At 45.1% G+C, this 23,404-nt stretch carries 19 protein-coding genes; 4 read left to right on the forward strand and 15 right to left on the reverse strand.

From position 1 onward, the window contains the following. Window positions 1-9: 9 nt before the first annotated feature. The 4 genes from trpC to trpE all read right to left on the reverse strand — a co-directional run bounded on the left by trpC (window position 10) and on the right by trpE (window position 4,055). Window positions 10-804: an indole-3-glycerol phosphate synthase TrpC gene (gene trpC / locus DWX61_RS09555; protein ID WP_118512839.1), complete on the reverse strand. Its 795-nt coding sequence runs from the start codon at window positions 802-804 to the stop codon at window positions 10-12. Between the two features lie 117 nt (window positions 805-921). After that, window positions 922-1,935 carry an anthranilate phosphoribosyltransferase gene (gene trpD / locus DWX61_RS09560; protein WP_118512840.1) on the reverse strand — a complete coding sequence of 338 codons (1,014 nt, stop codon included), beginning with the start codon at window positions 1,933-1,935 and terminating at the stop codon, window positions 922-924. A 57-nt stretch (window positions 1,936-1,992) separates the two neighbouring features. Beyond that, window positions 1,993-2,571 (reverse strand): anthranilate synthase component II, encoded by a 579-nt coding sequence (locus tag DWX61_RS09565; RefSeq protein ID WP_118512841.1) that lies wholly within the window; start codon window positions 2,569-2,571, stop codon window positions 1,993-1,995. Next, window positions 2,568-4,055 (reverse strand): anthranilate synthase component I, encoded by a 1,488-nt coding sequence (gene trpE, locus DWX61_RS09570; protein WP_118512842.1) that lies wholly within the window; start codon window positions 4,053-4,055, stop codon window positions 2,568-2,570. Before trpE ends, DWX61_RS09565 begins: the two co-directional genes overlap by 4 nt. A gap of 516 nt (window positions 4,056-4,571) precedes the next feature. On the opposite strand from trpE, the gene DWX61_RS09580 reads away from it, so the two are divergent. Continuing rightward, on the forward strand, window positions 4,572-5,249 hold the full coding sequence (locus tag DWX61_RS09580) for a GTP pyrophosphokinase (protein ID WP_118512843.1): 678 nt from the start codon (window positions 4,572-4,574) through the stop codon (window positions 5,247-5,249). A 16-nt stretch (window positions 5,250-5,265) separates the two neighbouring features. Here the strand turns inward: DWX61_RS09580 and DWX61_RS09585 are convergent, their stop codons facing one another. The 5 genes from DWX61_RS09585 to DWX61_RS09605 form a co-directional block, all read right to left on the reverse strand. Next, on the reverse strand, window positions 5,266-6,249 hold the full coding sequence (locus DWX61_RS09585) for an AraC family transcriptional regulator (protein ID WP_118512844.1): 984 nt from the start codon (window positions 6,247-6,249) through the stop codon (window positions 5,266-5,268). Window positions 6,250-6,461: 212 nt separating this feature from the next. Continuing rightward, window positions 6,462-7,526 carry a substrate-binding domain-containing protein gene (locus DWX61_RS09590; protein ID WP_118512845.1) on the reverse strand — a complete coding sequence of 355 codons (1,065 nt, stop codon included), beginning with the start codon at window positions 7,524-7,526 and terminating at the stop codon, window positions 6,462-6,464. A 99-nt stretch (window positions 7,527-7,625) separates the two neighbouring features. Beyond that, on the reverse strand, window positions 7,626-8,633 hold the full coding sequence (locus DWX61_RS09595; RefSeq protein ID WP_118512846.1) for an ABC transporter permease: 1,008 nt from the start codon (window positions 8,631-8,633) through the stop codon (window positions 7,626-7,628). Window positions 8,634-8,636: 3 nt separating this feature from the next. Next, window positions 8,637-9,629: an ABC transporter permease gene (locus DWX61_RS09600; protein WP_059086065.1), complete on the reverse strand. Its 993-nt coding sequence runs from the start codon at window positions 9,627-9,629 to the stop codon at window positions 8,637-8,639. Further along, window positions 9,629-11,257, reverse strand: a complete 1,629-nt coding sequence (locus DWX61_RS09605) for a sugar ABC transporter ATP-binding protein (protein ID WP_330637478.1) — start codon at window positions 11,255-11,257, stop codon at window positions 9,629-9,631. Before DWX61_RS09605 ends, DWX61_RS09600 begins: the two co-directional genes overlap by 1 nt. A 142-nt stretch (window positions 11,258-11,399) precedes the next feature. Here DWX61_RS09605 and DWX61_RS09610 point away from each other — a divergent pair, with 142 nt between their 5' ends. The 3 genes from DWX61_RS09610 to DWX61_RS09620 are packed head-to-tail and all read left to right on the forward strand — an operon-like array spanning window position 11,400 to window position 15,216. Beyond that, window positions 11,400-12,965: a response regulator transcription factor gene (locus tag DWX61_RS09610; RefSeq protein WP_118512847.1), complete on the forward strand. Its 1,566-nt coding sequence runs from the start codon at window positions 11,400-11,402 to the stop codon at window positions 12,963-12,965. Continuing rightward, a complete protein-coding gene (locus tag DWX61_RS09615; protein ID WP_118512848.1) occupies window positions 12,962-14,785 on the forward strand; it encodes a sensor histidine kinase in 1,824 nt (607 codons plus the stop codon). The genes DWX61_RS09610 and DWX61_RS09615 overlap by 4 nt, the downstream gene beginning before the upstream one ends. A 47-nt stretch (window positions 14,786-14,832) precedes the next feature. Further along, on the forward strand, window positions 14,833-15,216 hold the full coding sequence (locus tag DWX61_RS09620; protein ID WP_118512849.1) for a DUF3783 domain-containing protein: 384 nt from the start codon (window positions 14,833-14,835) through the stop codon (window positions 15,214-15,216). Window positions 15,217-15,362: 146 nt separating this feature from the next. On the opposite strand, the gene DWX61_RS09625 is transcribed toward DWX61_RS09620, so the two are convergent. From DWX61_RS09625 to DWX61_RS09650, 6 genes are all read right to left on the reverse strand, one after another. Further along, window positions 15,363-16,781, reverse strand: a complete 1,419-nt coding sequence (locus DWX61_RS09625) for an arabinose isomerase (protein ID WP_118512850.1) — start codon at window positions 16,779-16,781, stop codon at window positions 15,363-15,365. An 18-nt stretch (window positions 16,782-16,799) separates the two neighbouring features. Continuing rightward, complete coding sequence (rhaB, locus tag DWX61_RS09630) at window positions 16,800-18,203, reverse strand: rhamnulokinase (RefSeq protein ID WP_044961882.1); 1,404 nt, start codon at window positions 18,201-18,203, stop codon at window positions 16,800-16,802. Window positions 18,204-18,472: 269 nt separating this feature from the next. Beyond that, window positions 18,473-19,642: a substrate-binding domain-containing protein gene (locus DWX61_RS09635; RefSeq protein WP_118625001.1), complete on the reverse strand. Its 1,170-nt coding sequence runs from the start codon at window positions 19,640-19,642 to the stop codon at window positions 18,473-18,475. Between the two features lie 149 nt (window positions 19,643-19,791). After that, a complete protein-coding gene (locus tag DWX61_RS09640) occupies window positions 19,792-20,769 on the reverse strand; it encodes an ABC transporter permease (RefSeq protein WP_021977851.1) in 978 nt (325 codons plus the stop codon). 11 nt (window positions 20,770-20,780) lie between these two features. Then, complete coding sequence (locus tag DWX61_RS09645; protein WP_118512852.1) at window positions 20,781-22,292, reverse strand: sugar ABC transporter ATP-binding protein; 1,512 nt, start codon at window positions 22,290-22,292, stop codon at window positions 20,781-20,783. 21 nt (window positions 22,293-22,313) lie between these two features. After that, window positions 22,314-23,288 (reverse strand): ABC transporter permease, encoded by a 975-nt coding sequence (locus tag DWX61_RS09650; RefSeq protein ID WP_118625003.1) that lies wholly within the window; start codon window positions 23,286-23,288, stop codon window positions 22,314-22,316. Window positions 23,289-23,404: the final 116 nt, after the last annotated feature.

Consider the following 23,404-nt stretch of genomic DNA (forward strand, 5'->3'; position numbering starts at 1 on the left):
GTTTGGCCTTTATACAAGCGCTCCACCATTCAGATTTTCCAATACAGCTTTCTTATCCGGGCTTCGCATCAGGGTTTCACCGATCAGGACTGCACCTACCCGGTTTCTTTCCAGGATAGCGATATCACCTGCGTTTTTGATTCCGCTCTCAGACACAAATACCACATTGTCCGGTGCCAGGTTTCGAAGACGGATACTGTTATTCATATCAACCTTAAAGGTTTTCAGATCACGGTTATTTACACCGACGATCTTTGCACCTGTCTTTAATGCTCTTGCCACTTCATTCTCGTCATGAGCTTCCACCAGTGCATCCATTCCCAGAGCTTCTGCCAACTCCCTGTATTCCAGGAGTTCCCGGTCATTTAAGGCAGCACAGATCAGAAGTACAGCCGATGCGCCGAATGCTTTTGCCTGATAGATCATGTACTTATCCACCGTGAAGTCCTTCCGGAGGACCGGAATATCCACTGTTTCTGTGATCTCACGGAGATAAGTGTCACTTCCCATGAAATAAAATGGCTCTGTGAGGCAGGAGATCGCGGATGCACCTGCTGCCTCGTATTCTTTCGCAATTTCCAGATACGGAAATTCCGATGCGATCAGCCCCTTGGAGGGGGAAGCCTTTTTTACTTCACAGATGTAGGACATACCCGGCTTTTTCAATGCTTCCAGAAAGGACGGCTGCTGTGGCGCTTTTTCTGCCAGGATTTTCAGCTGATCCAGGGGAAACTGAAGCTTTTCCTTCCGGATACGTTCTCTTGTTTTTTCTGCGATTTCTTCCAGAATGTTTTTTTCGCTCATTCTTTGTTTGTCTCCTTGATATTTCATTTCAACTCTCATTCAGCAATTTTAAGAAATCTGGCAACTTCATATGTCAGTTAATGAGCTGTGCCTGTTCTTCTCCTGCCACCATTATCCTTAAATCTCATTGCTTAATTTAACAAATTCCTCAAGCTTGGCAGCAGCTGCACCACTGTCGATCAGATCTTCTGCCTTTCTTACGCCGGCTTCCAGGCTCTCTGCCTTTCCTGCGATATAAAGTGCTGCACCTGCGTTCATGCAGACCGCCTGACGCTTCGGGCCTTTTTCGGTTCCGTTTACAATGGCTTTTGTGATCTCTGCGTTCTCTGCCGGTGTGCCGCCTGCCAGATCTTCTTTGCTACAGCGTGTATAGCCGAACTGCTCCGGTGTGATCTCATAGGATTGGAACCATCCGTCCTTGATCTCGCACACAGAAGTCGGTGCGCTCATGGAAATCTCATCCAGCTTATCCTGTCCGAAAACTACCATTCCGCGGTTCACGCCAAGCTTCATCATAACCTGTGCCAGCGGCTCTACCAGAGACTGGTCAAAGACTCCCATCAGCTCCATGTTTGCGCCTGCAGGGTTGCTTAATGGTCCGAGGATATTAAATACCGTGCGGATTCCCAGCTCTTTACGGATCGGTGCCACATATTTCATGGCAATATGATAATTCTGTGCGAACAGGAAACAGATGTTGATCTTTTTCAGAATCTCTGCACTTTTTTCCGGCGGGATGGTGATCTTTACGCCAAGTGCTTCCAGAACATCTGCTGCACCACTCTTGGAAGATGCTGCACGGTTTCCATGTTTTGCTACCGGAACGCCCCCTGCTGCGATCACAAGAGAAGATGTCGTGGAAATGTTAAAGGAGTTTGCTCCGTCACCACCGGTTCCTACGATTTCCAGAACATTCATATCGTGGAGAAGCTTGATGCAATGTGCACGCATTCCGGCTGCAGATGCAGTGATCTCATCAATAGTCTCTCCTTTCAGGGAAAGTGCAGTAAGGTAGGATGCCATCTGTACCGGTGTTGCCGCTCCGTCCATGATCTCATTCATTACGGCTTCTGCTTCGTTGTATGTAAGGTCTTCTTTTTTTGAAAGCTTGATGATTGCTTCTTTGATCATTGTTGTTTCCTCCTGTTCTGTAACGATTCTATCTTTTATGGGTTGCTGTTCTCCGTCTTATCTGTTTCTGACAACCTTCATAAAGTTCTCGATCATTGTTTTTCCATCTGGCGTCATAACGGATTCCGGATGGAACTGTAATCCGAATACCGGATATTCTTTATGCTCCAGTGCCATCACCTCTCCGTCCTCAGACTCAGCGGTAACAACCAGTTCCTCCGGTAAGGTATCCCGGATAGCTGCCAGTGAGTGATATCTGGCTGCCGGAAAAGTTTCCGGAAGTCCTTCAAACATCCGGCTCTTTCCAACTTTACGTATCTCTTTCTGCTTTCCATGCATCATCTCTTTTGCGTAGGATACTGTCCCTCCGAAGGCTTCACAGATGGACTGATGTCCAAGACAGATTCCCAGGATCGGCAGCTTATCCTTGAAATATTTTATGGATTCAATACAGATTCCCGCATCCTCCGGTCTTCCCGGACCAGGAGAAAGGATCAATGCCTCCGGCTTCATGGCCTCCAGTTCTTTTATTGTCACTTCATCATTTCTTACCACTTTGATATCCGGCTCCACAGAACCGATCAGCTGGTAAACATTGTAGGAAAAGCTATCATAATTATCGATCAGTACTATCATTCCAGTCCCTCCTGTGCAGTTTCGATTGCCTGTACAACGGCTCTTGCCTTATTGCAGCACTCCTGAAATTCACTTTCCGGAATACTGTCTGCTACGATCCCTGCTCCTGACCGGATGCAGATCTCACCGTTTTTCTTATAAACCAGGCGGATGGCAATACAGGTATCCAGGTTTCCGGCAAAATCCAGATATCCGATAGCACCGCCGTAAATGCCTCGCTTGCTCTGTTCCAGTTCCTGAATGATCTGGCAGGCACGGAATTTCGGTGCTCCGGAAAGTGTTCCTGCCGGAAGAATGGCATCTACTCCATCTACAGCGTCTTTATCGTCCCGGATCTGGCCGGTAACTGTGGAACCGATATGCATCACATGGGAAAAACGCTCGATGCACATATATTTTTCTACGTTCACGGTACCGATCTTACTGATCTTTCCGATATCATTTCGACCAAGATCCACAAGCATGTTATGCTCGGAACGTTCTTTTTCATCTGCCAGAAGTCCTTTTTCCAGCACTTCGTCTTCTTCTCTTGTCTTGCCTCTTGGCCTGGTTCCTGCCAACGGAAAGGTACTCAATTCTGTGCCGGTAAGCTTTGCCAGTGTTTCCGGTGATGCTCCGGCGATCTCAATATCATCACTGGAAAAATAAAACATATATGGTGAAGGATTGGTAGCCCTAAGAACACGATAAGTATCAAACAGGCTTCCCTCGGCTTTTGCTCTCATAGGATTGGAAAGGACTACCTGGAAAATATCTCCTTCATGAATGTAATGTTTCGCTTTCTCAACCATCTCACAGTATTTTTCTTTCGGGAACTGCGGCTCAATGGAAGATTTCAGTTTCAAAGACGGAAATTCCTTCTGTTTTCCGTTTCGGATCAGATCTGCCATCTCTTTTAATTTTACTTCCGCCTTCTGGTAGGAATTTTCCGGATCATCCGTCATCACGCCGGTGATCAGAAGCACCTTCTGTCTGTAATGGTCAAAGGCGATCACCTGGTCAAAAAGCATCAGATCCATATCCCGGAAATCCTGTACTGTCTCGTCGGTAAGCTCCAGCTTCGGCTCGCTATACTTAATGTAATCGTAGGAAAAATATCCTACCAGGCCTCCGGTAAAGGTCGGCATATTTTCCAGCACCGGGCTTTTGTATTCTTTCAGGATCTCCCGAATGGCATCTCCCGGATGCTTCACCTGCTGTACGGTTTTTTCTTCAGTTCCGTCCTCATGGATCATACGGATCTGAAGCTTTCCGTCTGTACAGGTGATCTCCATGGATGGCTCATATCCCAGGAAGGAATAGCGTCCCCATACCTCTGTCTGACTGGCACTTTCCAGAAGATAACAATGTCTGCTGGCTGTGCGTAAGGTCCTCATGAATTCTACGGGTGTATAGCGGTCGGAATACAGCTCTCTGCATACAGGGATTCGCCGGTATTCGCCTGACTGTGCGATTTCTTTGATTTTTTCTAATGTTGGATACATATACAGGCCCTCCTGAGTTTTTCATTCCTTACCGGAGGACGGGACATTTGCAATCCGTATTCGCTGCTTGCTCATAAAATTAAAAAAAAGCCCGTCTCCGACAGAATCTGGTTCTGTCAGGGACGAGCTTTAAATTCAAAATCACCCGCGGTGCCACCCTGATTCACGGTCTGACCCGTGCACTTGGCGGAATACCTTCATATTCCCGGCAACTGACGTATGCCCTCACGTCACAGAATACTTGATACCCGAAAGTATCTTTCCCTGTGCCCTCTGCGGTCCATTTGATAAACTGCCTCTCGACCCGGCTCTCACCCTCCCGGACTCTCTGTGCGCGCATGGATATCTTTATCTCCGCTTCAACGGTTTAGTGGTTTACTCAATTAAATTTTTTCTATAAAATAGCACAGTGTTTCTGATATGTCAATACAAAAGTTGAAAAAAATATCATTTTGTTCTATAATTGTACAAAAGTAATTGTTATAAATATCACATGGAAAGGACCAGAAAAACACTATGGCAGAAAGAAATACAAACACCTGGCTGGATACCTCCGATCCGCAGGTTTTTATCAAAAATTCCGCAAAATTTAATGATTTAATGATGATGTATCGATGTACGGTCCGTGAGGTACGCACCAAGCTGGAAGTCCTCAACGATGAATTTTCATTGGAATATAAACGTAACCCGATCTCCTTCATCAAGACAAGGATCAAAAAGCCGGAAAGCATTTACAAAAAGCTCAAAAGGCTCGGCTATGAGTTTACTGCGGAGAATATTCAGAATCAACTGAATGACGTGGCAGGCATCCGTGTTGTCTGTGCTTTTATCGATGATATCTACACCATTGCAGACCTGATCACCAGGCAGGATGACATTACCGTCATTCAGGTAAAGGACTATATCAAAAATCCAAAACCAAACGGCTACCGTAGTTATCACATGATTGTGGAAATCCCTGTATTCTTCTCCAAGGGAAAAACTCCCATGCGTGCAGAGATCCAGATCCGTACCAACGGTATGGATTTCTGGGCTACTCTGGAGCATCAGCTGCGTTACAAGCAGAATATCGAAGAAATGGACGGTTATGAGGAAGTCAGCAATGAGCTGCTGAACTGCGCTCGCGCTGTGATCGATATGGATAACGAAATGCAGCGGATCAAAAACAAGATCGGACAATTCCATGATATTTAAAAAACAGGTGAGGCTGTTACAGCCTCACCTGTTCTTTCTCACTGTTTTTCACCCGGAACGCCCGCGGTGTCATGTGATAATGTTCCTTGAATACCCGATGAAAATAACTGTTATTTTCATAGCCTACAGCTGCAATGATGTCACTGACAGGCAGATCTGTTTCACACATCAGCTCTACAGCCTTGTTCAGACGTTTTCTCTGAAGAAGTTCCTTGAAATTAAACCCTGTGCTTTTCTTGATCATCTTACTGAGGACATGCATGGGAAGATGCAGACGACCACAAAGCTCCGTCAGCGTGGCAGTCCGGTATTTCTGTTCAATATAATCCAGTGTTGTCATGGAAATCATATTTTCGTACTGATTGGGCAGCCGCATCTCCACATACTGCACCGATTCTACCAGATACATAAAGATCAGGCCCATTGTGGTCTGATTGATCCGCTCTCTGTTCTCCTCACCGTTTACAAGAGAATAAATGATATTTTCCAGAAGATTCTGGATCTGCAGCACTTCCGCAACCTTAAAATGAAGATATTCCCCACGCTCTTCATCCTGACGCAGGACATTCACCAGAAAATCTGCCAGCATATTGTCATTTCCCGCCATGGAATAGGCCACATCAAAAAACTCCGGCAGCACCATAAAATTGATCGCAATATCATTCTGCCCCGCTTTCAGAATCTCATGCTTCGTAAACTGATTAAGAAAAAGCAGCTCACCTTTGTTAACTATGACTTTTTTTCCATCAATGATATTAGTCAGAGATCCCTCACACACATACAGCACTTCCACAAAATTATGCCTGTGAGACGGAAAATACACAAAACGGGTGTGTGTACGCACAGCGATCAGCCTGCCTTCTTTCAGCATCTTACGGCTGTCCACGGTAAAGTCCCGACCGGATGTGTAGAGATCTCTATCCACCTCTGCTTCTCCATCCAGGATTTTTCTCTCTTCCTCTGTGATCTTTCTCAGCTGATCCAGTAATGCCTGCTGCATGTATTTTGCTCCTTTATCTGTTCATGGTTTTCTGTTCTGCTGTCCTCATTTTAACACTGCAGCCATAAGAGTACAACCAGAATCAGAAGGCGGAGATTTTTTCAGAAACCTTCTATACACGAAATCCAAACATACAAAACAGGCGGAGTCCGAAAACTCCGCCTGTCCTGAAAGGATTTATCATATGATTATACAGTCAATCTGAGGATTGATTAGTACAGCTTAGCCATCTCCTCGATGTTGCTTGTATCGAATTTCAGAGGTGCACCAAGAACAACCTCTGTACCGCCGTCATCAGCGTCTGTTACTGTGTAGTCACCAAGGTCACCAGCTGTGAACTTGTCATCTTTAGCACCTGTGATGTCGCCGTTGATCAGAGAGATTGTTGTGTAAGCACTGAGTTTTCCAAGGCCCTGCATATCCCACAGATAGAAGTATGGGCAGGAATGAGAATCATCATCACCTGTGTACTCCTGCATCTCAGATGGAAGTCCAAGTCCTGTCAGCTTGCAGGAAGATCCGTTATCCTGAAGATATTTAGCTGCTGCTGCGATACCAACTGTTGTAGGTGCGCAGATAACTTTCAGATCCTTGTAGTTCTGAAGAAGAGCTGCTGTCTGGTCTGTGGATTTCTGTGGCTCATCATCACCATATACAACGTCTACAAGCTCAAGCTTGCTGTATTTTTCATCGCCTTCCATGATAGTCTTCATTGCATCGATCCATGCATTCTGGTTAGCGGACTGAGATGTAGCGGAAAGGATAGCGAACTGTCCCTCACCACCGGAAATATCAAGAACTGCATCCATAAGTGCCTGAGCAACTTCTTTTGTACCAGCCTGGTTTACGAAAATCTCACGGCTGTCTTTGTTCGGTGCGGAGTCGAAGGAAGATACTTTGATTCCCTCATCCATAGCTTCCTCAAGCTTAGCCTGAAGAGCGTTAACATCGTTAGCGGAAATACAGATTGCATCAAAGTCCTGGGAAATCAGGTTGTCAAGAACCTTGATCTGTGCATCAGCTGTGGCTGTCTCAGGATAAACGACCTGAACCTCGCCGCCTTCAGCCTCTACTGTCTCCTGGAAAGCTTTCGCTGCGATCTCGAAGAATGCATTACCAGCTGCTTTACCAACCAGAGCGATTTTTTTGCCTTCTGCGGAATTTCCAGCTGCTTCTGTCTTAGTATCTTCGGATTTGTCGTCTGCTGCAAGAACCGGGCAAACTGTACCAAGAACCATTGCTCCACAAAGGATTGCGCTAATTACCTTTTTTTTCATTGTTGTTCCTCCCTATAAGAATATAATTTTTTTATATGCTGCTGCCTCCGCTACACCAATGGAGGCAGCTAACAATCATATGGTTTTCAAAAGTGATATTTAGTTTTTCTTCATTGCGACTGCTTTTTTCACATCACCGATGATATTCGGAAGAGCTACTGCTGCTACCAGAAGTACACCGATGATAAGAAGGATTACCTGTGCATTTACGTTCTTCTGTCCAAGACCAACTCGTAAGCATACGATGATGAATGCGGAAATGATACCACCGGCCAGGTTTCCTTTACCACCTGTGGAGGAGATACCTCCGAATACTGCCATTGCGATGGCATCCATCTCAAATCCGTTACCGGTCGTTGTGTTTGCACCGTAGGAAGAGGATACCAGGAACACTGCACAAAGTCCAGACATAAGCCCCATAATTGTATAGATGATGAAACGGATCTTCTCTACGTGGACACCTGCGTAATAAGCTGCCACACGGTTTGTTCCGATCGCATATGTACGGCGTCCGAATGTGCTCTTTCCAAGGAAGATTGCAAAGATCACACCAAAGATCAGTACCAAGAAAAGAATATATGGAACATTTCCAACCTTTCCACCGATGGCACGGAAGCCGTCTGTGTTTGTGATCGCAATACTTCCGCCGGCTCCAAGTGTTACCTCAGCGATACCACGGAAGATGATCTGTGTTGCCAGTGTTACGATCATTGGAGGCAGTTCCTTGAAACGGGTAAGGATAAATCCGTTAACCGCACCACAGAGGGCACCAACAACCAGTGCTGTAAGTACTACTACAATGAACGGAGCGTTTGTGTTGCAGACCATACAGCTTAAGGTAGCGGAGAGACACACGATCGCACCTACGGAAATATCGATCTCGCCTAATACCAGGATGTACGCCATCGGGAACATCATGAATACCTCTGCAAGGTAAACCGGCATCTGACGAAGAACACTCTTCATATTATAAAACTCAGAAAATGATGCGCAGAAAATATTTACCAGGATAAAGAGAATGACCAGGATGCCTTCCCAACTGAATATGATGTGTTTCATCGGATTTTCCGGCACATTGTTAATACTTCTTCCAGATTTTCCAGCCATGATTTACATCTCCCTTCCCTTTAATGCGTTTTTATCTGCGATTCTCTGCAGAACAACGTTGATCACAACTACTACCAGGATGATAACACCCTTGATCATGTTCTGCCACAGTGAACTGATACCTACAAGCGGAAGAGCTTTTGCGATCGTTGCAAGGATAATGGAACCGAGGAATGCACCTACTACGGTTCCACGTCCACCGCTCATGCTTACACCACCGATAACGCAGGCTGCGATAACATCCATCTCACCGCCGTACTGCATATCAGGCATTGCAGAAGCATAAACAGATACCTGAAGTGCTCCGCCAAGACCTGCGAGGAATCCCATGATCACATATACAAGAAGGTTGATATTCTTTGCATTGATACCGGAAACCTGTGCTGCGCTTGCATTACTTCCTACTGCGTAGATCCTTCGTCCTGTTCTTGTCCATTTCATAAAGAAGAAGAATACCACGTAGCATACGATGATCACCCAGATAACCTTGTTGATCCCAAGGAAGCTGGTTGTTGCAAAATTCTTAAACTCACCAAGAGCTGCGGCACTTGCCCACTCACCACCGTGAGAAACAAGATAACCCATTGCTCTGTAGATGTACATAAAGCCCATGGTTGCAATGATAGGCGGAACGTTTGCTCTTGAAATTACAAGACCTACAACCAGTCCGCAGGCAATACCGATCGCCATTGCAATGATGAAAGCAAGTAATGTACTTGTGATATGTCCATATTTCAGGAGCATACCGATGGACATACCGGAAAGTGCCAGAGTTGACATGATGGAAATATCGATTCCGCCTACCAGCATGACACACAGCATACCAAGTGACATTACCATTGTTACTGCATTATTTTTCAGCATCTCCATGAGTGACTTCGGCGTAAGGAATGACGGGCTGATCACTGTGACAACGGCAAACAGCACGACCACGATAATTGCCAGCAGAGCCTCTCGGGAGCCTGTAATCTTCTTGATGACAGATTTCTTTTCCATTATTTAGTCCCCTTTCCAGTGCTCTTTTCCATGGACAGCTCAAGGATTCCCTCCTGTGTTGCCTCTCCTCTGTTCAGTTCTCCTGTCTTGCGGCCATTACACATAACGATGATACGGTCTGCCATACCCAGGATCTCCGGCATCTCGGAAGAAATCAGGATGATTGCATATCCTTTCTTTGCAAGGTCTCCCATGATCGCATAGATCTCAGCTTTGGCACCAACATCGACACCCTTTGTCGGCTCATCCATGATAACGACCTTCATTTCCTGAGCAAGTGCCTTGGCAACAACAACCTTCTGCTGGTTACCACCGGACAGTGAACTTGCAGGCTGGAAAATATCAACAGCCTTGGTATCTACTTCTTCAAGAAGCTTCTTGGAAAGCTCTCTTTCTGCTTTCTCGTCATTGAATCCGGATTTTGCATATTTACTGATGATCGGAAGTGTTACGTTTCTTCCAAGTCCCCAGCTCATGACAAGGCCCTGCTTCTGTCTGTCCTCAGGAAGAAGGATAATACCTTTTTCCATTGCTTCGGAAGGAGTCTTGATATAAACCTCTTTTCCCTCAAGGAAAACCTTTCCTTCGTCCGGACGGGTGATTCCACAGACAGCTTCCATAACCTCTGTACGTCCTGCACCAACCAGACCTGTAAGACCTACGATCTCGCCTGCATGTACATTGAAAGAAACATCCTTGAAAAATCCTGTTCTGGAAAGATGTTCGATACGGAGCATCTCATCTCCCAACTCAACTTCCGGTTTCGGGAACAGATCATTGATCTCACGGCCAACCATTGCCTTGATCAGATCTGCGTTTGTGATTCCATCTACATCATAGGTTCCGATGTACTGGGAATCACGGAATACGGTAACTCTGGAAGCCAGACGGTACATATCTTCGAAACGATGAGAGATAAAGATAATGGAAACACCATTCTCTTTCAGCTTGTCAACCAGTGTGTAAAGCTTCTCGGACTCGTTTCTGGTAAGTGCTGCTGTAGGCTCATCCAGAATGATGATCTTTGCATTTGTGGAAAGTGCTTTAGCGATCTCAACCATCTGCTGCTGTGCAACAGAAAGAGTTCCCATCTCAGCGGTTGCATCAAAATCTGCATCCAGCTCACCTAAGTACTTGTTCGCCTCCTGATTCATCTCTTTCCACTGGATCATATGATGTTTGATGATCTCATGACCCATAAAAATATTTTCTGCAACTGTAAGGTGCGGATATGATGTCGGATGCTGATATACGGCTGCAATACCTGCCTCCTGAGCATCCTTCGGACCCTTGAAGTCAACCTTCTGTCCGTTCAGGAACATCTCACCTTCTTCTGCTTTATGTACTCCGGTAATAACCTTGATAAACGTAGATTTACCAGCACCATTCTCACCCATCAGTGCGTGAACCTCACCAGGCTTGAGCTGGAACTGTACATTATTCAGAGCTTTGACACCGGGGAATATCTTCGTAATACCTTTTAATTCAAGAACATATTCTGACACGGCTCTTTCTCCTCCCTTTCCTTTGATCTGATTATATTCTATCATCCGGTCCACAGGCTGATAATGGGAATATTTTTGGATAAGGGTAAAATATTCTTCTTTTCCCTGTAAAATATTACTCATAAACCATTGTCCCATTCTCGTATTTCTATATACTTTATGCTATAATGATAACGCTGACGTTACAGTTTTCTGGGAATATAAACAGAACTGTAAACGTCCGATTTACAAAGCTATGAAGCTATGCTCGATTGGAGAACTGTATATGAAATTACTGATCGTTGATGACGAAGAACTTACGCGTACCGGGCTGATCTCATCTATCGACTGGGATTCTCTGGGGATCACCGAGATCCTTCAGGCAGACGATGGTGTGAACGGACTGGAAATGGCCAAACTGTATAAACCGGAGATCATTCTCTGCGATGTACGGATGCCACGGATGACCGGCATTGCCATGCTGGAACGTCTGGAAAAATTCCTGCCGGACAGTATCCCTATCTTTATGAGCGGATATTCTGACAAAGAGTATCTGAAAGCTGCCATCAAACTAAAAGCCATCAATTACATCGAAAAGCCTCTGCATCCCGAGGAAGTACAGGCTGCAGTTCTGGAAGCGCAGACTCTTTACAAACAAAAGCTCCGCTCCCATCGTGGCGAAGCGATCCATTCCCAGGAAATCGCCACCCGGCTGGCACAACAGCTGACTCTTCCACCTTCCGATAACAACAAAATTGCAGATCTCTGTCTGGAGCTGGGACAGTCGGAACTTCTTGAGAACGGCATGAATTTTACCTCTGTGATCGTGAAGCTCAATGGATCTGTGGAGGCCTCCGGCATTTTCCTGGAAGATCTCCAGAACGACATTTCCCATTTTCTGGAGCATTACCATCTGAAATGTCTTTTTGCGGAAAAAAGGGTTCAGTATCTGGTTCACCACATATATGGAAGAAATGCACTTTCCCCGACTACCCTTTCCGCAGTGGGAAGCTATATTTCCAGGCAATATGACACCTGCGGAAAGCATCTGATCGCAGCCGGAAATACCGTAACGGATATTTTCAGGGTTTATCAGTCCTACGCTTCTGCCGTGATCCTTCTGCAGAACTGTTTTTTCTTTCCGGAAAAAACATTTCTGACGGAAAATGCCATCCGCCGGCTTTCCCCGAAGGGACCGGTTCCGGATTTCCTGCAGTCACCGGAAAATACTTTTTCCAAATATCTCCTGGCCGAAGAAGAAGAACACTGTTCTCAGTTTCTTGATGAGCTTTTCCGGTATTACAGCTGCAATCACACATTTATGCCCAACCAGATCCGTGATCTTTATTACCAGCTGTTTAATACACTTTCAGCTTCCCGTAAAAAAAATCAGCTTGAAACCGAACTTCATGAAAAGCAGGATCTGATCGTAGATACGTTAAACAACGCCTTCACCTACGAAGAGCTTCACAAAGCTCTGAAAGAAAAAACCGCCCAGTATTTTGAAGATGCGAAAAATTCCCAGCCGGAAAATTCCACGATCTTTATGATCAAGGATTATATCAGCCGGAACTATATGAACGATACACTTTCCGTAAAAGATATCAGCGGCCATGTATACCTTTCCGCATCTTATGTATGCACTTTTTTCAAAAGTGAGACCGGACAGACTCTCAATCAATATCTGACAGAATACCGAATGGAAAAGGCCAAGCAGCTGCTTTCCGATCCCAGATACAAGATTTCCGAGATTTCTTCCAAGGTAGGCTATACGGATGGCAATTACTTCGGAAAAAGCTTCAAAAAATACTCCGGCTTTTCCCCGTCTGAATACCGGGAGAAAATGTCATGAGGGCCCTCTGGCGCCGTTTCAAAAACGGCTACCTGAATTTAAACCTGCAGACAAAATTCACCATTGCACTGATCAGCATTGTGGTAGTTCCTGCATGTCTTATCGCCTTTCTTTTTTATGGGCGACTTTATAGCATGGTGGTTTCCAATACCATCCGGCAGGAACAGGATGCCTCCGCAAAAACTGCACCTCTGATCGAACGGACTATGGATACGATTCTCGCTACTACCCGTAATATTACAGGACAGAATTTTTTTCAGGAACTTTTTTATATGCCGGTCAGCGATTCAGCAGAACAGCTTGCAGCATCTAACCATGCCACTGATTTTAAAAATGCCGTTCAGCGTCTGACCACAGATTCCATTGTTACCGATGTACGGATCTATGTGGATTTTCCTGATGATCTGAAGGCACTGGATACTTATCCCAACACTGAGAATATCCTTGCTCCCTTAAGTCAGGCGAAAGGTACCTACTGGTACGGTATCTTTCAGGGAAACCGTAACACCCAGGAAATGTTCTGTCCTTCCTTCTATCTTGGTCCCAGGGAAAAAAAGAATTATGGTGATATGGCATATATTTGTCCTTTGAGCCTTTATTATCACTCCACTGCTTATAAGGCTTATCTGGCAGTGTATTATTCTGATGACAAGCTTACTTCCATTCTTTCCGACAATCTATCTCTGGAGGGAAGTGTTTCATATATTGTAAACGAACGTGATGCCATTGTTGCTACCTCAGATCCGTCATTATCCGGAATCTACCAACTGGATTACGACACCATCAAGGCTTCCTTTATGTCTTCCAACAACTTCATTGAACGGAACATTCTGGACACAAAGGTTTATGCCGGTTTTTACAGCATTTCCAATACAGACTGGTTTATGGTGACGGTCCTGCCTTCCCCGCCGCTGATACATGAGAGCAACCGGCTGATGATCCAGATCGTACTGATCTATGCAGTTTTTCTGGTTCTGGCACTTATTTTTGCCAATGTACTGGCTCATTCCATTACCGGAAGACTTTCTTCTGTGATCCGGCAGATGCAGACCGTCCGCCACGGCCCGCCTACTCCTATGGAAAGTCCACAGGCACATGATGAGATTGGTAATCTTATCGATACCTACAACTATATGACTCGAAAAATGGAAGAACTGATGGAGAAGCAGGCTAAGGCTGCCGAAGATCTCCGGATCGCAGAATTCAATTCCCTCCAGGCACAGATCAATCCACATTTTCTTTATAACACCATGGATATGATCAACTGGATGGCACTGCAGGGACAGACCGATGAGATCAGTCACGCAGTACAAAGCCTTTCCCGTTTTTATAAGCTGACCCTGAGCCGCAAAAAGGGAATCTCTACCATTGCAAGGGAGCTGGAGCATGTAACCATCTACGTGCAACTCCAGAATATGCGCTACCATGACAGCATTGAGCTGATCACGGATATCCCGGATGAGCTTTCAGAATACCAGATCCCGAAACTGACTCTTCAGCCTGTTGTGGAAAATTCCATTCTCCACGGGATCCTGGAAAAAGAATCAAAATCCGGAACTATTGTTATTACCGGATGGATGGAAAATGAGGATGTTGTTCTTCTGATTTCTGATGACGGTGTTGGGATTTCGCCGGAAATCCTGTCAACTATCCTTTCCGGAAAGGGAAAAAGCCAGTCCGGAGGCACAAATATCGCAGTTTATAATACCCACCGGAGACTCCAAATTCTCTATGGAAATGATTACGGACTTACTTATTCCAGCAATCCTGGAGAGGGTACGGAGGTTGAAATCCGGTTCCCTGCACATCGTGAAAAGTAACTTACGTTCCACAAAAATCTTTACACAGAAAAGAGGTATAACACTATATGAATACACAGCCAGCTGCACTTTTATATAATTTTAATGATCCTGAACGTCTTCGCCAGATCCGCCGCTATCTGAACCGACAGAAGGTTAAGACACGGATCATCACAGCTCCCGAATTTCTTCATCCGCTTGGATATCTTTTTGAGATTCCGGGATTTCATCCCTCCTCCCAGTTTAATCTGGGAATCAATTTCAACGATGAAATGATCGTACTGAAGGATTTTTCCAGTGCACAGATGGATGGTTTTCTTGCTTTTTTCCGTGAAAACCAGCTCACGCCTGTTGCACTGAAGGCCATGCTCACACCGGTAACTCAGCACTGGTCTTCCGTCCAGCTGCACGATGAGCTTCTCAAAGAGCACTCATTTATGCATAAAAAATAAATAAAAATCCAAAGCTTTGATCTGCCGGATCTGCCAGCTGCATTTCCGGCAGATTTTTTTATCTTATTTTTCCCACTGAAAAAGGAGACCGCTCCGCGCAGTCTCCTTTTTTGAATATGTTTTAGGTTAAATATATAAGAAAGAATTTATCTTGTCACGATATCTACCGGTACGTTAAAGATTTTTGCGACCTTCAGGATCGTATCGATGTGTCTTCCTGTAGCAGCTGCCATATGATGTGTTGGGCCAGCCTCGCTCCAGCGGTTAACAAACTCTCTTGCTCCGCATGTGAAGCGTGTTCTCATGTTTGTATCACCAAAGGAAAGAATCGGTCCCTCCTCGTTTACGCCCTCAGCTACAACGAATTTAAAGTTTCCGTCTTTATCCTGGGTGATCGCAAGGTATGTCACCGGACCTGTGTACGGATAGAACTGTGTCAGATATCCGCCGCCTGTTTTGCCATGGAATACTTTTACGATCTTCATGGTTGGCTTCTTGTCAGAGATGTCCGCGTCACCGCTTCCGGAATGTCCGATAATACAGATATCATCGTTGAAGTCGATGGAGTACATCTCAGAAAGCTGACCTGTACCGGAAATTGTCTTTAAGATACTCATTGCCATGGCAACCTTCATGTCACCCTCTACTGCACATGCAGTACCCTGTTTGATCAGCATGGAGAATGCCGGGATCAGCATACTGTCAAGGACACCCGCTTTACCCTGTGCAAATCCGTCGTAATGGGAAGCGATCATTCCAAGATGCTCGTCTTTTACCCATTTCTCAAAAGCAACAACGTATTTAGCCATATCCCATACCTTCTCAATGGTGCCGCCGCCCTCAATATCGAATGTATCAAGGATATCCTGTGCCTTTGCACGGATTGCTTCCTCGTCTGTGATATCATCAGCGATCGCCCACATCTTCTCCCAGTCAAACTGTTTTGTGTAGAGGAACATTCTGTTATAGAGGTTTGTCTCATCAATATACAGATCCATCATACCCGGATATGGTCTTCCGATCTGTGCAATGTTAGTTTCACGAAATCTTCTTCTTACCTGAGCAGCCTTGCACCAGTCTTCGATCTCAGCCTGAACTGCAGGATCTCCGCCTTCTACAACGCCTGTGATAACCGCATGTCTCTTGCCTGCTCTCTCAAGGTCAGCAACTGCCTCGCCTACAGCACCGCATGCATAGCCTTCACCCAGCCAGGAGGCAATGTCAGTGTGCTCATAATCCAGCGCTTTCAATTTCTGAACGTTCACAAGAACGACCGGAACATCAAGATCACGGATTGCAGGAAGCATGTTGTAGGATGTTGCATAGGTCAGCATCTGAAGAAATACAAGATCAACATCTGCTGCACGGAATTTGTCCCCAGCTTCCATAGCCTGCTCTTTTGTGGTAACCATTCCACCGTCGATGATCTCTACTGTACCCGGAAGTGTTTTCTTGAACGCATCATACTGTGCTTCAAATTCCGGTACAAGAGACGGGAACTGCGGAAGGTATGCACCTAAAGCAATTGAAAATACACCAACTTTTGCCTTTGTGTTAACTAACATAATAAGACCTCCAATTATTTATGCTTTGTATACTTTGATACCGAAGGACTCATGGATGGTTGTACGAGCCTCCTCGATAGTTTTGAACTCCTCGGCCTTCAGCATCTGTGCTGTGATATTACCGATTGCAGTAGCCTCTCCAGGACCTGCATGGATTTCCTTCTTTGTAGCTTTTGCAGTCAGCTCATTTAAGTATCCTGCATTGGAACCACCGCCTACGATATGGATACGGCTGTAGGTTCTTCCTGTCATCTCCTCGATCTCCTTTGCGATCTTAGCGTAGCAATCTGCAAGACTTGTGTAGATAACTGTTGCGATCTCTCCAAGAGTTTCCGGAACCTGCTGTCCTGTTCTGCGGCAATAATCCTGAACCTCTTTTGTCATGTTCTCAGGAGAAAGGAAGCACTCGTCGTTTGCGTTTACTCTTGATGGGAAATCCTTAGCCTCCTCAGCCATCTCACAGATCTGTGCGAAGCTGTATGCGTCATCAAACTCGTGACGTACAGACTGGATCATCCAAAGACCCATGATGTTCTTCAGATAACGGAAACGTCCCGCATATCCACCCTCATTTGTGAAGTTCATCTCACAACTCTTCTCAGAGCAGTCTGCTTCTTTTCTCTCAATTCCCATCAGAGACCATGTGCCGGAGCTGATATAAATGAAATCGTCATCATTTGCAGGCACAGCCAGAACTGCAGACCCTGTATCATGTGTGGCCGGTGCTACAACCTCAAGATCAAAGCCAACTGCTTCCTTCACTGCGTCTGTTAAATGTCCGATGCTTGTGCTAGGCATGATCAGCTTCTGGAATATCTTTCTTGGATATCCCAGCATATCGATCAGCTCATAATCCCAGTCCTTGGTTGTCGGGCATACAAGCTGTCCTGTGGTTGCCTCTGTGTACTCACAAGTTTTTTCGCCTGTAAGAAGAAAATGGAAGTAGTCCGGTACATGAAGAAGTGTCTCAGCCTGCTCCAGATACTCAGGATGTTTCTTCTTCACTGCCATCAGCTGATATACTGTATTGTAGATCGCTTTCTGGATACCGGTTCTTGCATACAGATCCTTCAGGGAAATTGTCTTATAAACTTCCTCGTCCATTCCCTCTGTACGATGATCACGGTAGCCTACCGTGTTGCCAAGAACCTTGTCATCCTTGTCAAGAAGTACGAAGTCAACACCCCAGGTATCAACACCCATGCTTACCGGGATCTTGCCGATCTCTTTACATTTCTTAAGACCATTTACGATCTCGGTGAAAAGGCGGTCAAACTCCCAGCAGAGCTCTCCATCCTTCTTAACCATGCCGTTCTCAAAACGATAGATTTCTTCCAGGATCATTTTTCCGTTTTCCATATGTCCCAGAATGTGACGTCCACTGGATGCTCCGATATCTACTGCTAAATAATATGTTGCCATTTTTAAATCCTCCTCAATATGTAAGCTTCTGATCACTTTCATATCTGATGTTGTATTTATCATACATCAGGATCCTTCCGGTGATAAGAACCTCTTTTGTCAAAAAAAGTGTCTTTATTTGCCAATAATACAGCGATTATTTATGAACTACTACATTATTTGTTTAAAAAATCCGCTGACTGAATCAGCCAGCGGATCTCTTATTTCATACGTCCGAACGCAATCCGCGTTCATTATAACTTCACGATCTTATCAATTATATGATTTGATTAGTCATAAAGGTTAGGAGCGATATCCTCGTCTTCCATATTTGTTGCATCATACCAGTAACCGTCTGTAGGAACATCCTGAAGCTCCTGGCCGTTTGCTGCTGCTGTCAGAGCGTAGATTGCATAGTATCCCATCATAAGAGGAGACTGTGTAACAGCACCGATGAATGTGCCATCTTTAACAGCTGCTTTGATGATAGAACCAGCATCGAAACCAACACCAACTACATCACCGTTTGCCGGGTCAGAACCAAGAACGTTAAGGTTAGCATTTGCTGCAAGAACACCCTCTGCGGAAACCTGGTTAGAACCGAATACTGCGATACAGTTCTCCTGGGAAAGGATTGCCTGTGCCTCTGTGGAGCAGAGCTCTACAGTTGTCTGTGCAGGTACAGCTACCTGGATAACAACGTCTGCGTCTTTAGCGTCTGCGTCAGCACCCTCTGCTGCGTTTACATAGAACTCGTTGCCGCTTACTGCTACAGTCTTGCCATCAGCCTGAAGAAGCTCGATCATCTTGTTGATGAATCCTGTACCACGCTGCTGGATGTTCTGAGCTGTTGCATCCTGGTTAACCTCACCGATTACAACCTGTCCCTCAGCATCTTTAACAACGTCTTTAATGCTGTTGTACATATTCTCAGCTGCTACTGCACCAGCCTGTGCGTTGTCTGTACAAACCTCGCATACTACAGATCCTTCCGGAGCATCAGCGATACCTGTATCGAATGTTACAACCGGGATTCCTTTTTCTGCACATGTCTTAAGTGCATCTGTAACAGAAGATGTATCACAAGCTGCAAGTCCTAATCCAACAGGATTGGAAGCGATAGCTGTGTTGATCATGTTAACCTGGTCAGCGATATCGGACTCACTGTTCGGTCCCTGTGGTTTATAATCAACGCCCAGCTCCTTAGATGCTTTTTTCATACCTTCCTGAGCTGCATCCCAGTATGTGGACTGGAAAGATTTAACCATCATCGGGAACACATAAGCTTCGTTTGCTTTCAGTCCGTCAAACTGTGCGGTAGGATCCTCAGATGCTGTGGAATCTGCGGACTCCTCTGTTGCTGCATCTTCTTTCTCCTCAGCTGCAAAAGCTGCTGTTGCACTCATGCTTGTTACCATTGCTGCACAGAGCATTAATGCCATAACCTTTTTTGCTTTCATATAATATTTCCTCCTTAAAATATATTATATAGTTTTTTTATGTTCATACGCCATTGCTACCCCTTGGCGTTTCACATCTTTGATTATCGGATACTGTTCACATTTCTCTGTGAACAGCACCCTTACTTATTATACCACACTTCTTAATATCAGTGTGCTGCTTTTTTCTCTTTCAGGATATCGATCAGAACGGCTACGATCAGAACGATACCGGTGATGATCTGCTGCCAGTTTGCCTGCAGGCCGATATATGGAAGACCTGTTTTCAGAAGCATGATGACGAAGATACCAACGAATGTACCGATCACGGAACCATATCCACCGGTAGCTGCTACACCACCAACGAATACACCACCGATAGCATCCATCTCAAGTCCGGCACCAGTACCAGGCTGTACAGTAGGTGTTACTGCTGCGTATGCGATTGCTGCAAGACCTGTAAACAGACCGCAGACAACGTATACCATTACGTGATAGAACTTTGTATTGATTCCGGAAAGGGCTGCTGCCTCTTTGTTGGAACCGATTGCAATTGTGTAACGACCAAATTTGGTGTGGTTCAGGATGTACTCCATAAGAAGAACCAGAATGATCATCCACAAAAATCCAAGCGGATAACGGGAAGCACTTCTTCCTGTACCAACAGTTACTTTAAAGATTGTGTGGAACCATCCACCATCCTGTGTAAGTCCCGGCCAAGGTGTCGCACTGCAGAGAGATCCGGCACCACGGGTGATCATACAGGTACAAAGTGTTGCCAGGAACGGCGGCAGGTTCATAACACCGATCAGTACACCGTTCAGTGCACCGACTGCGATACCAAGAACAATACAGATCAGCATTGCCAGAGCTACCGGGCAATTATTGTTTCTGATCAGTGTTCCGGCGATCAGTGCGTATGCTACCATACCAGTTCCGATTGACAGGTCAACACCACCAGTGATAAGCGGGAATGTAACTCCGATCGCCATAAGAAGATCGTAATATGAGAAATCCAGCATACTCAGGATCGTGGTGTACTGTCTGAATTCTTTACTCAAGCCTGAGAATATTGCACACAGGACAATGATAACGAGCAAAACAATAAATCTCTGATCACTTAAAATACTTTTTTTCTTCTTAGTCATGACTTTCCTCCTTAATCGATATTCCGTGTGGCCTTGTCCATGATGTTTTCCTGGGTTGCCTCGGAGATATCAATACATCCGGTAACTTTACCCTCACACATGATGATGATACGGTCACTCATTCGGAGAACTTCCGTCATCTCAGAAGAAATCATGATAATGGATTTGCCTTCTGCTGCCAGTCTGTTCATTAATTTGTAGATTTCGTTCTTGGCACCAACATCGATACCTCTTGTCGGCTCATCGAAAATAAGGATATCGCTGTCTCGTGTCAGCCATTTAGCAATAACAACCTTCTGCTGGTTACCACCGGAAAGGTTTACTACCAGCTGGTCGGTGGTCGGTGTCTTTGTTGCAAGCTCATTTACATATTTCTCTGCAACCTGTTTCTCTTTTGCCTTGTTGATAAAAATACCATTGGTAAACTCTTCCATGGTTGCCAGTGTAGTATTTTCTGTTACAGATTTCTGTACAACACAGCCATATCTTCTTCTGTCCTCTGACAGATAACCGATACCGTATTTAACAGCATCCTGCGGGCTGTTGATGGTTACCTCGTGAAGCTGTCCGTCTTTACCCATAACAGAGATCTTACCACTCTGTTTCGGGTCTGCTCCGAACAGTGCTCTGGCTGTCTCAGTACGTCCGGCGCCCATCAGTCCTGAGAAACCAAGGATTTCACCTTTTCTCAGCTCAAAGCTTACATCCTGAACCATCTTGCCTGCATTCAGGTGCTCAACCTTAAGAACTACCGGTGCATCTGCCGGAACTGCACTCTCCTGCTTCGGATCCTCATAAATAACACGACCAACCATCATGTTGATGATATCTTCTTTTGTGCTGTCTTTTGTGATGAGGGTTCCTACATAACCACCATCTCGCATGACTGTTACACGGTCTGTGATCGTTTTGATCTCATCCATACGATGTGAGATATACACGATACCGAGATTTTTCTTACGAAGGTCACGGATGATCTCAAACAGATCTGCGATTTCCTTCTCGGTAAGCGCTGCGGAAGGCTCATCGAAGATGATAACCTCAGCTTTATGAGAGATAGCTTTTGCGATCTCACACATCTGCTGTTTTCCGACTGTCAGGTTTTTCATCTTTTCCTTCGGATTGATCTCAATGTTCAGATCCTGGAAAAGCTTTTTGGAATCCTCGATCATTTTCTTATCATCGATGGTAAAACCTTTTTTCGGCTCACGTCCGATGAAGATGTTCTGAGCAACGGTAAGATCACCTACCATGTTCAGCTCCTGATGTACGATTACAACGCCGGCATCCTGTGCCTCACGTGTATTGTGGAATTCTGTTTCCTGTCCTTTGTAAACAATGGAACCTGAATCCTTCTGATAAATACCGGTAAGAACCTTCATCAGTGTTGATTTACCGGCACCATTTTCTCCCATAAGTGCATGTACTTCGCCGCGTTTTACTTCGAAATTAACGTGATCCAGAGCATGAACTCCAGGAAAGGACTTATCAATGTCCTTCATAGTTAAAATAACTTCACCCATTGTCGCATCCTCCCTCTAAGATCAGTTCTTTCTGCGTCTTGCAGAAACGTCGATATAAACTGCAACGATAACGATGATACCTGTGATGATCATCTGCTGTCCTTTACCAAGGCCAAATGCCATAATGCCCTGCTGAAGAAGAGAGATGATAAATACGCCGATTACAGTACCGCCGATGGAAGCAAGTCCACCAACCATGGATGTACCACCCATAACGCAGCCTGCAATAGCCTCATTGTTGTACTGATCGCCATAACCTGGCTGAACAGTTGTGTATGTAGCTACAAAGAAGAGTGCTGCAATACCTACCAGGAATCCGCAGATCATATAAGCAAGCATTTCCCATTTTTTTGTGTTGACACCGGAAAGACGGACAGCCTCTTTGTTAGATCCAAGGCAGAGGATGTAACGTCCTGGTTTTGTGTTGTAAAGAACGATACCGCAGATAACTGCCATTCCCAGGAAAATAACAATTCCTACAGGGAAGCCGTTTGCGGAAACGATATTACGGAACCAGCCGTTTGCCTCACTGGCTGCCGGCCAGCTTACGGACTGTGTTTTTGTGAATACCGAAGCAATACCTTTTGCAATATTCATGGATGCCATGGAAATAATGAATGGCGGTACTGACATGTAAGAAACCATCCAGCCATTGAAAATACCAAAGCAGAGACCGATCAGAATGCAAAGGATCATGGCAACTGCACATGGAACCTTGTAGGATGTCATGCAGTAACCGGATACCAGTGCACAGCAGAACATTACAGGTCCGATGGAGAAATCAATTCCTCCTGTAGCGATTACGAATGTAACGCCAAGTGACAAAAAGCCCAGGAAGTACACATAGTTCAAAGTAGACTTGATACTGTCAACAGCCGGAAACTTGTTTCCAAGAACTACTTTAAAAACCAGGAACATAAGAATCAGAACACAGACAAGAAGTATTCTGTTCAATCCGAGCTTCTTAACGATTGGATTTTGTTTTAACTTTTCCAATTTTTACCCTCCTCACGTTTTGCACGTATCTTGTGTTTTCTTGGTTATTATCATACCGTCAAAAATCAATAATTGTAATAGAATATCTTTCAAAAAAAGGTTAAATATTTACTGTA

This window comes from Ruminococcus sp. AF20-12LB, assembly GCF_003478985.1.
Classification (GTDB): Bacteria; Bacillota; Clostridia; order Lachnospirales; family Lachnospiraceae; genus Blautia_A.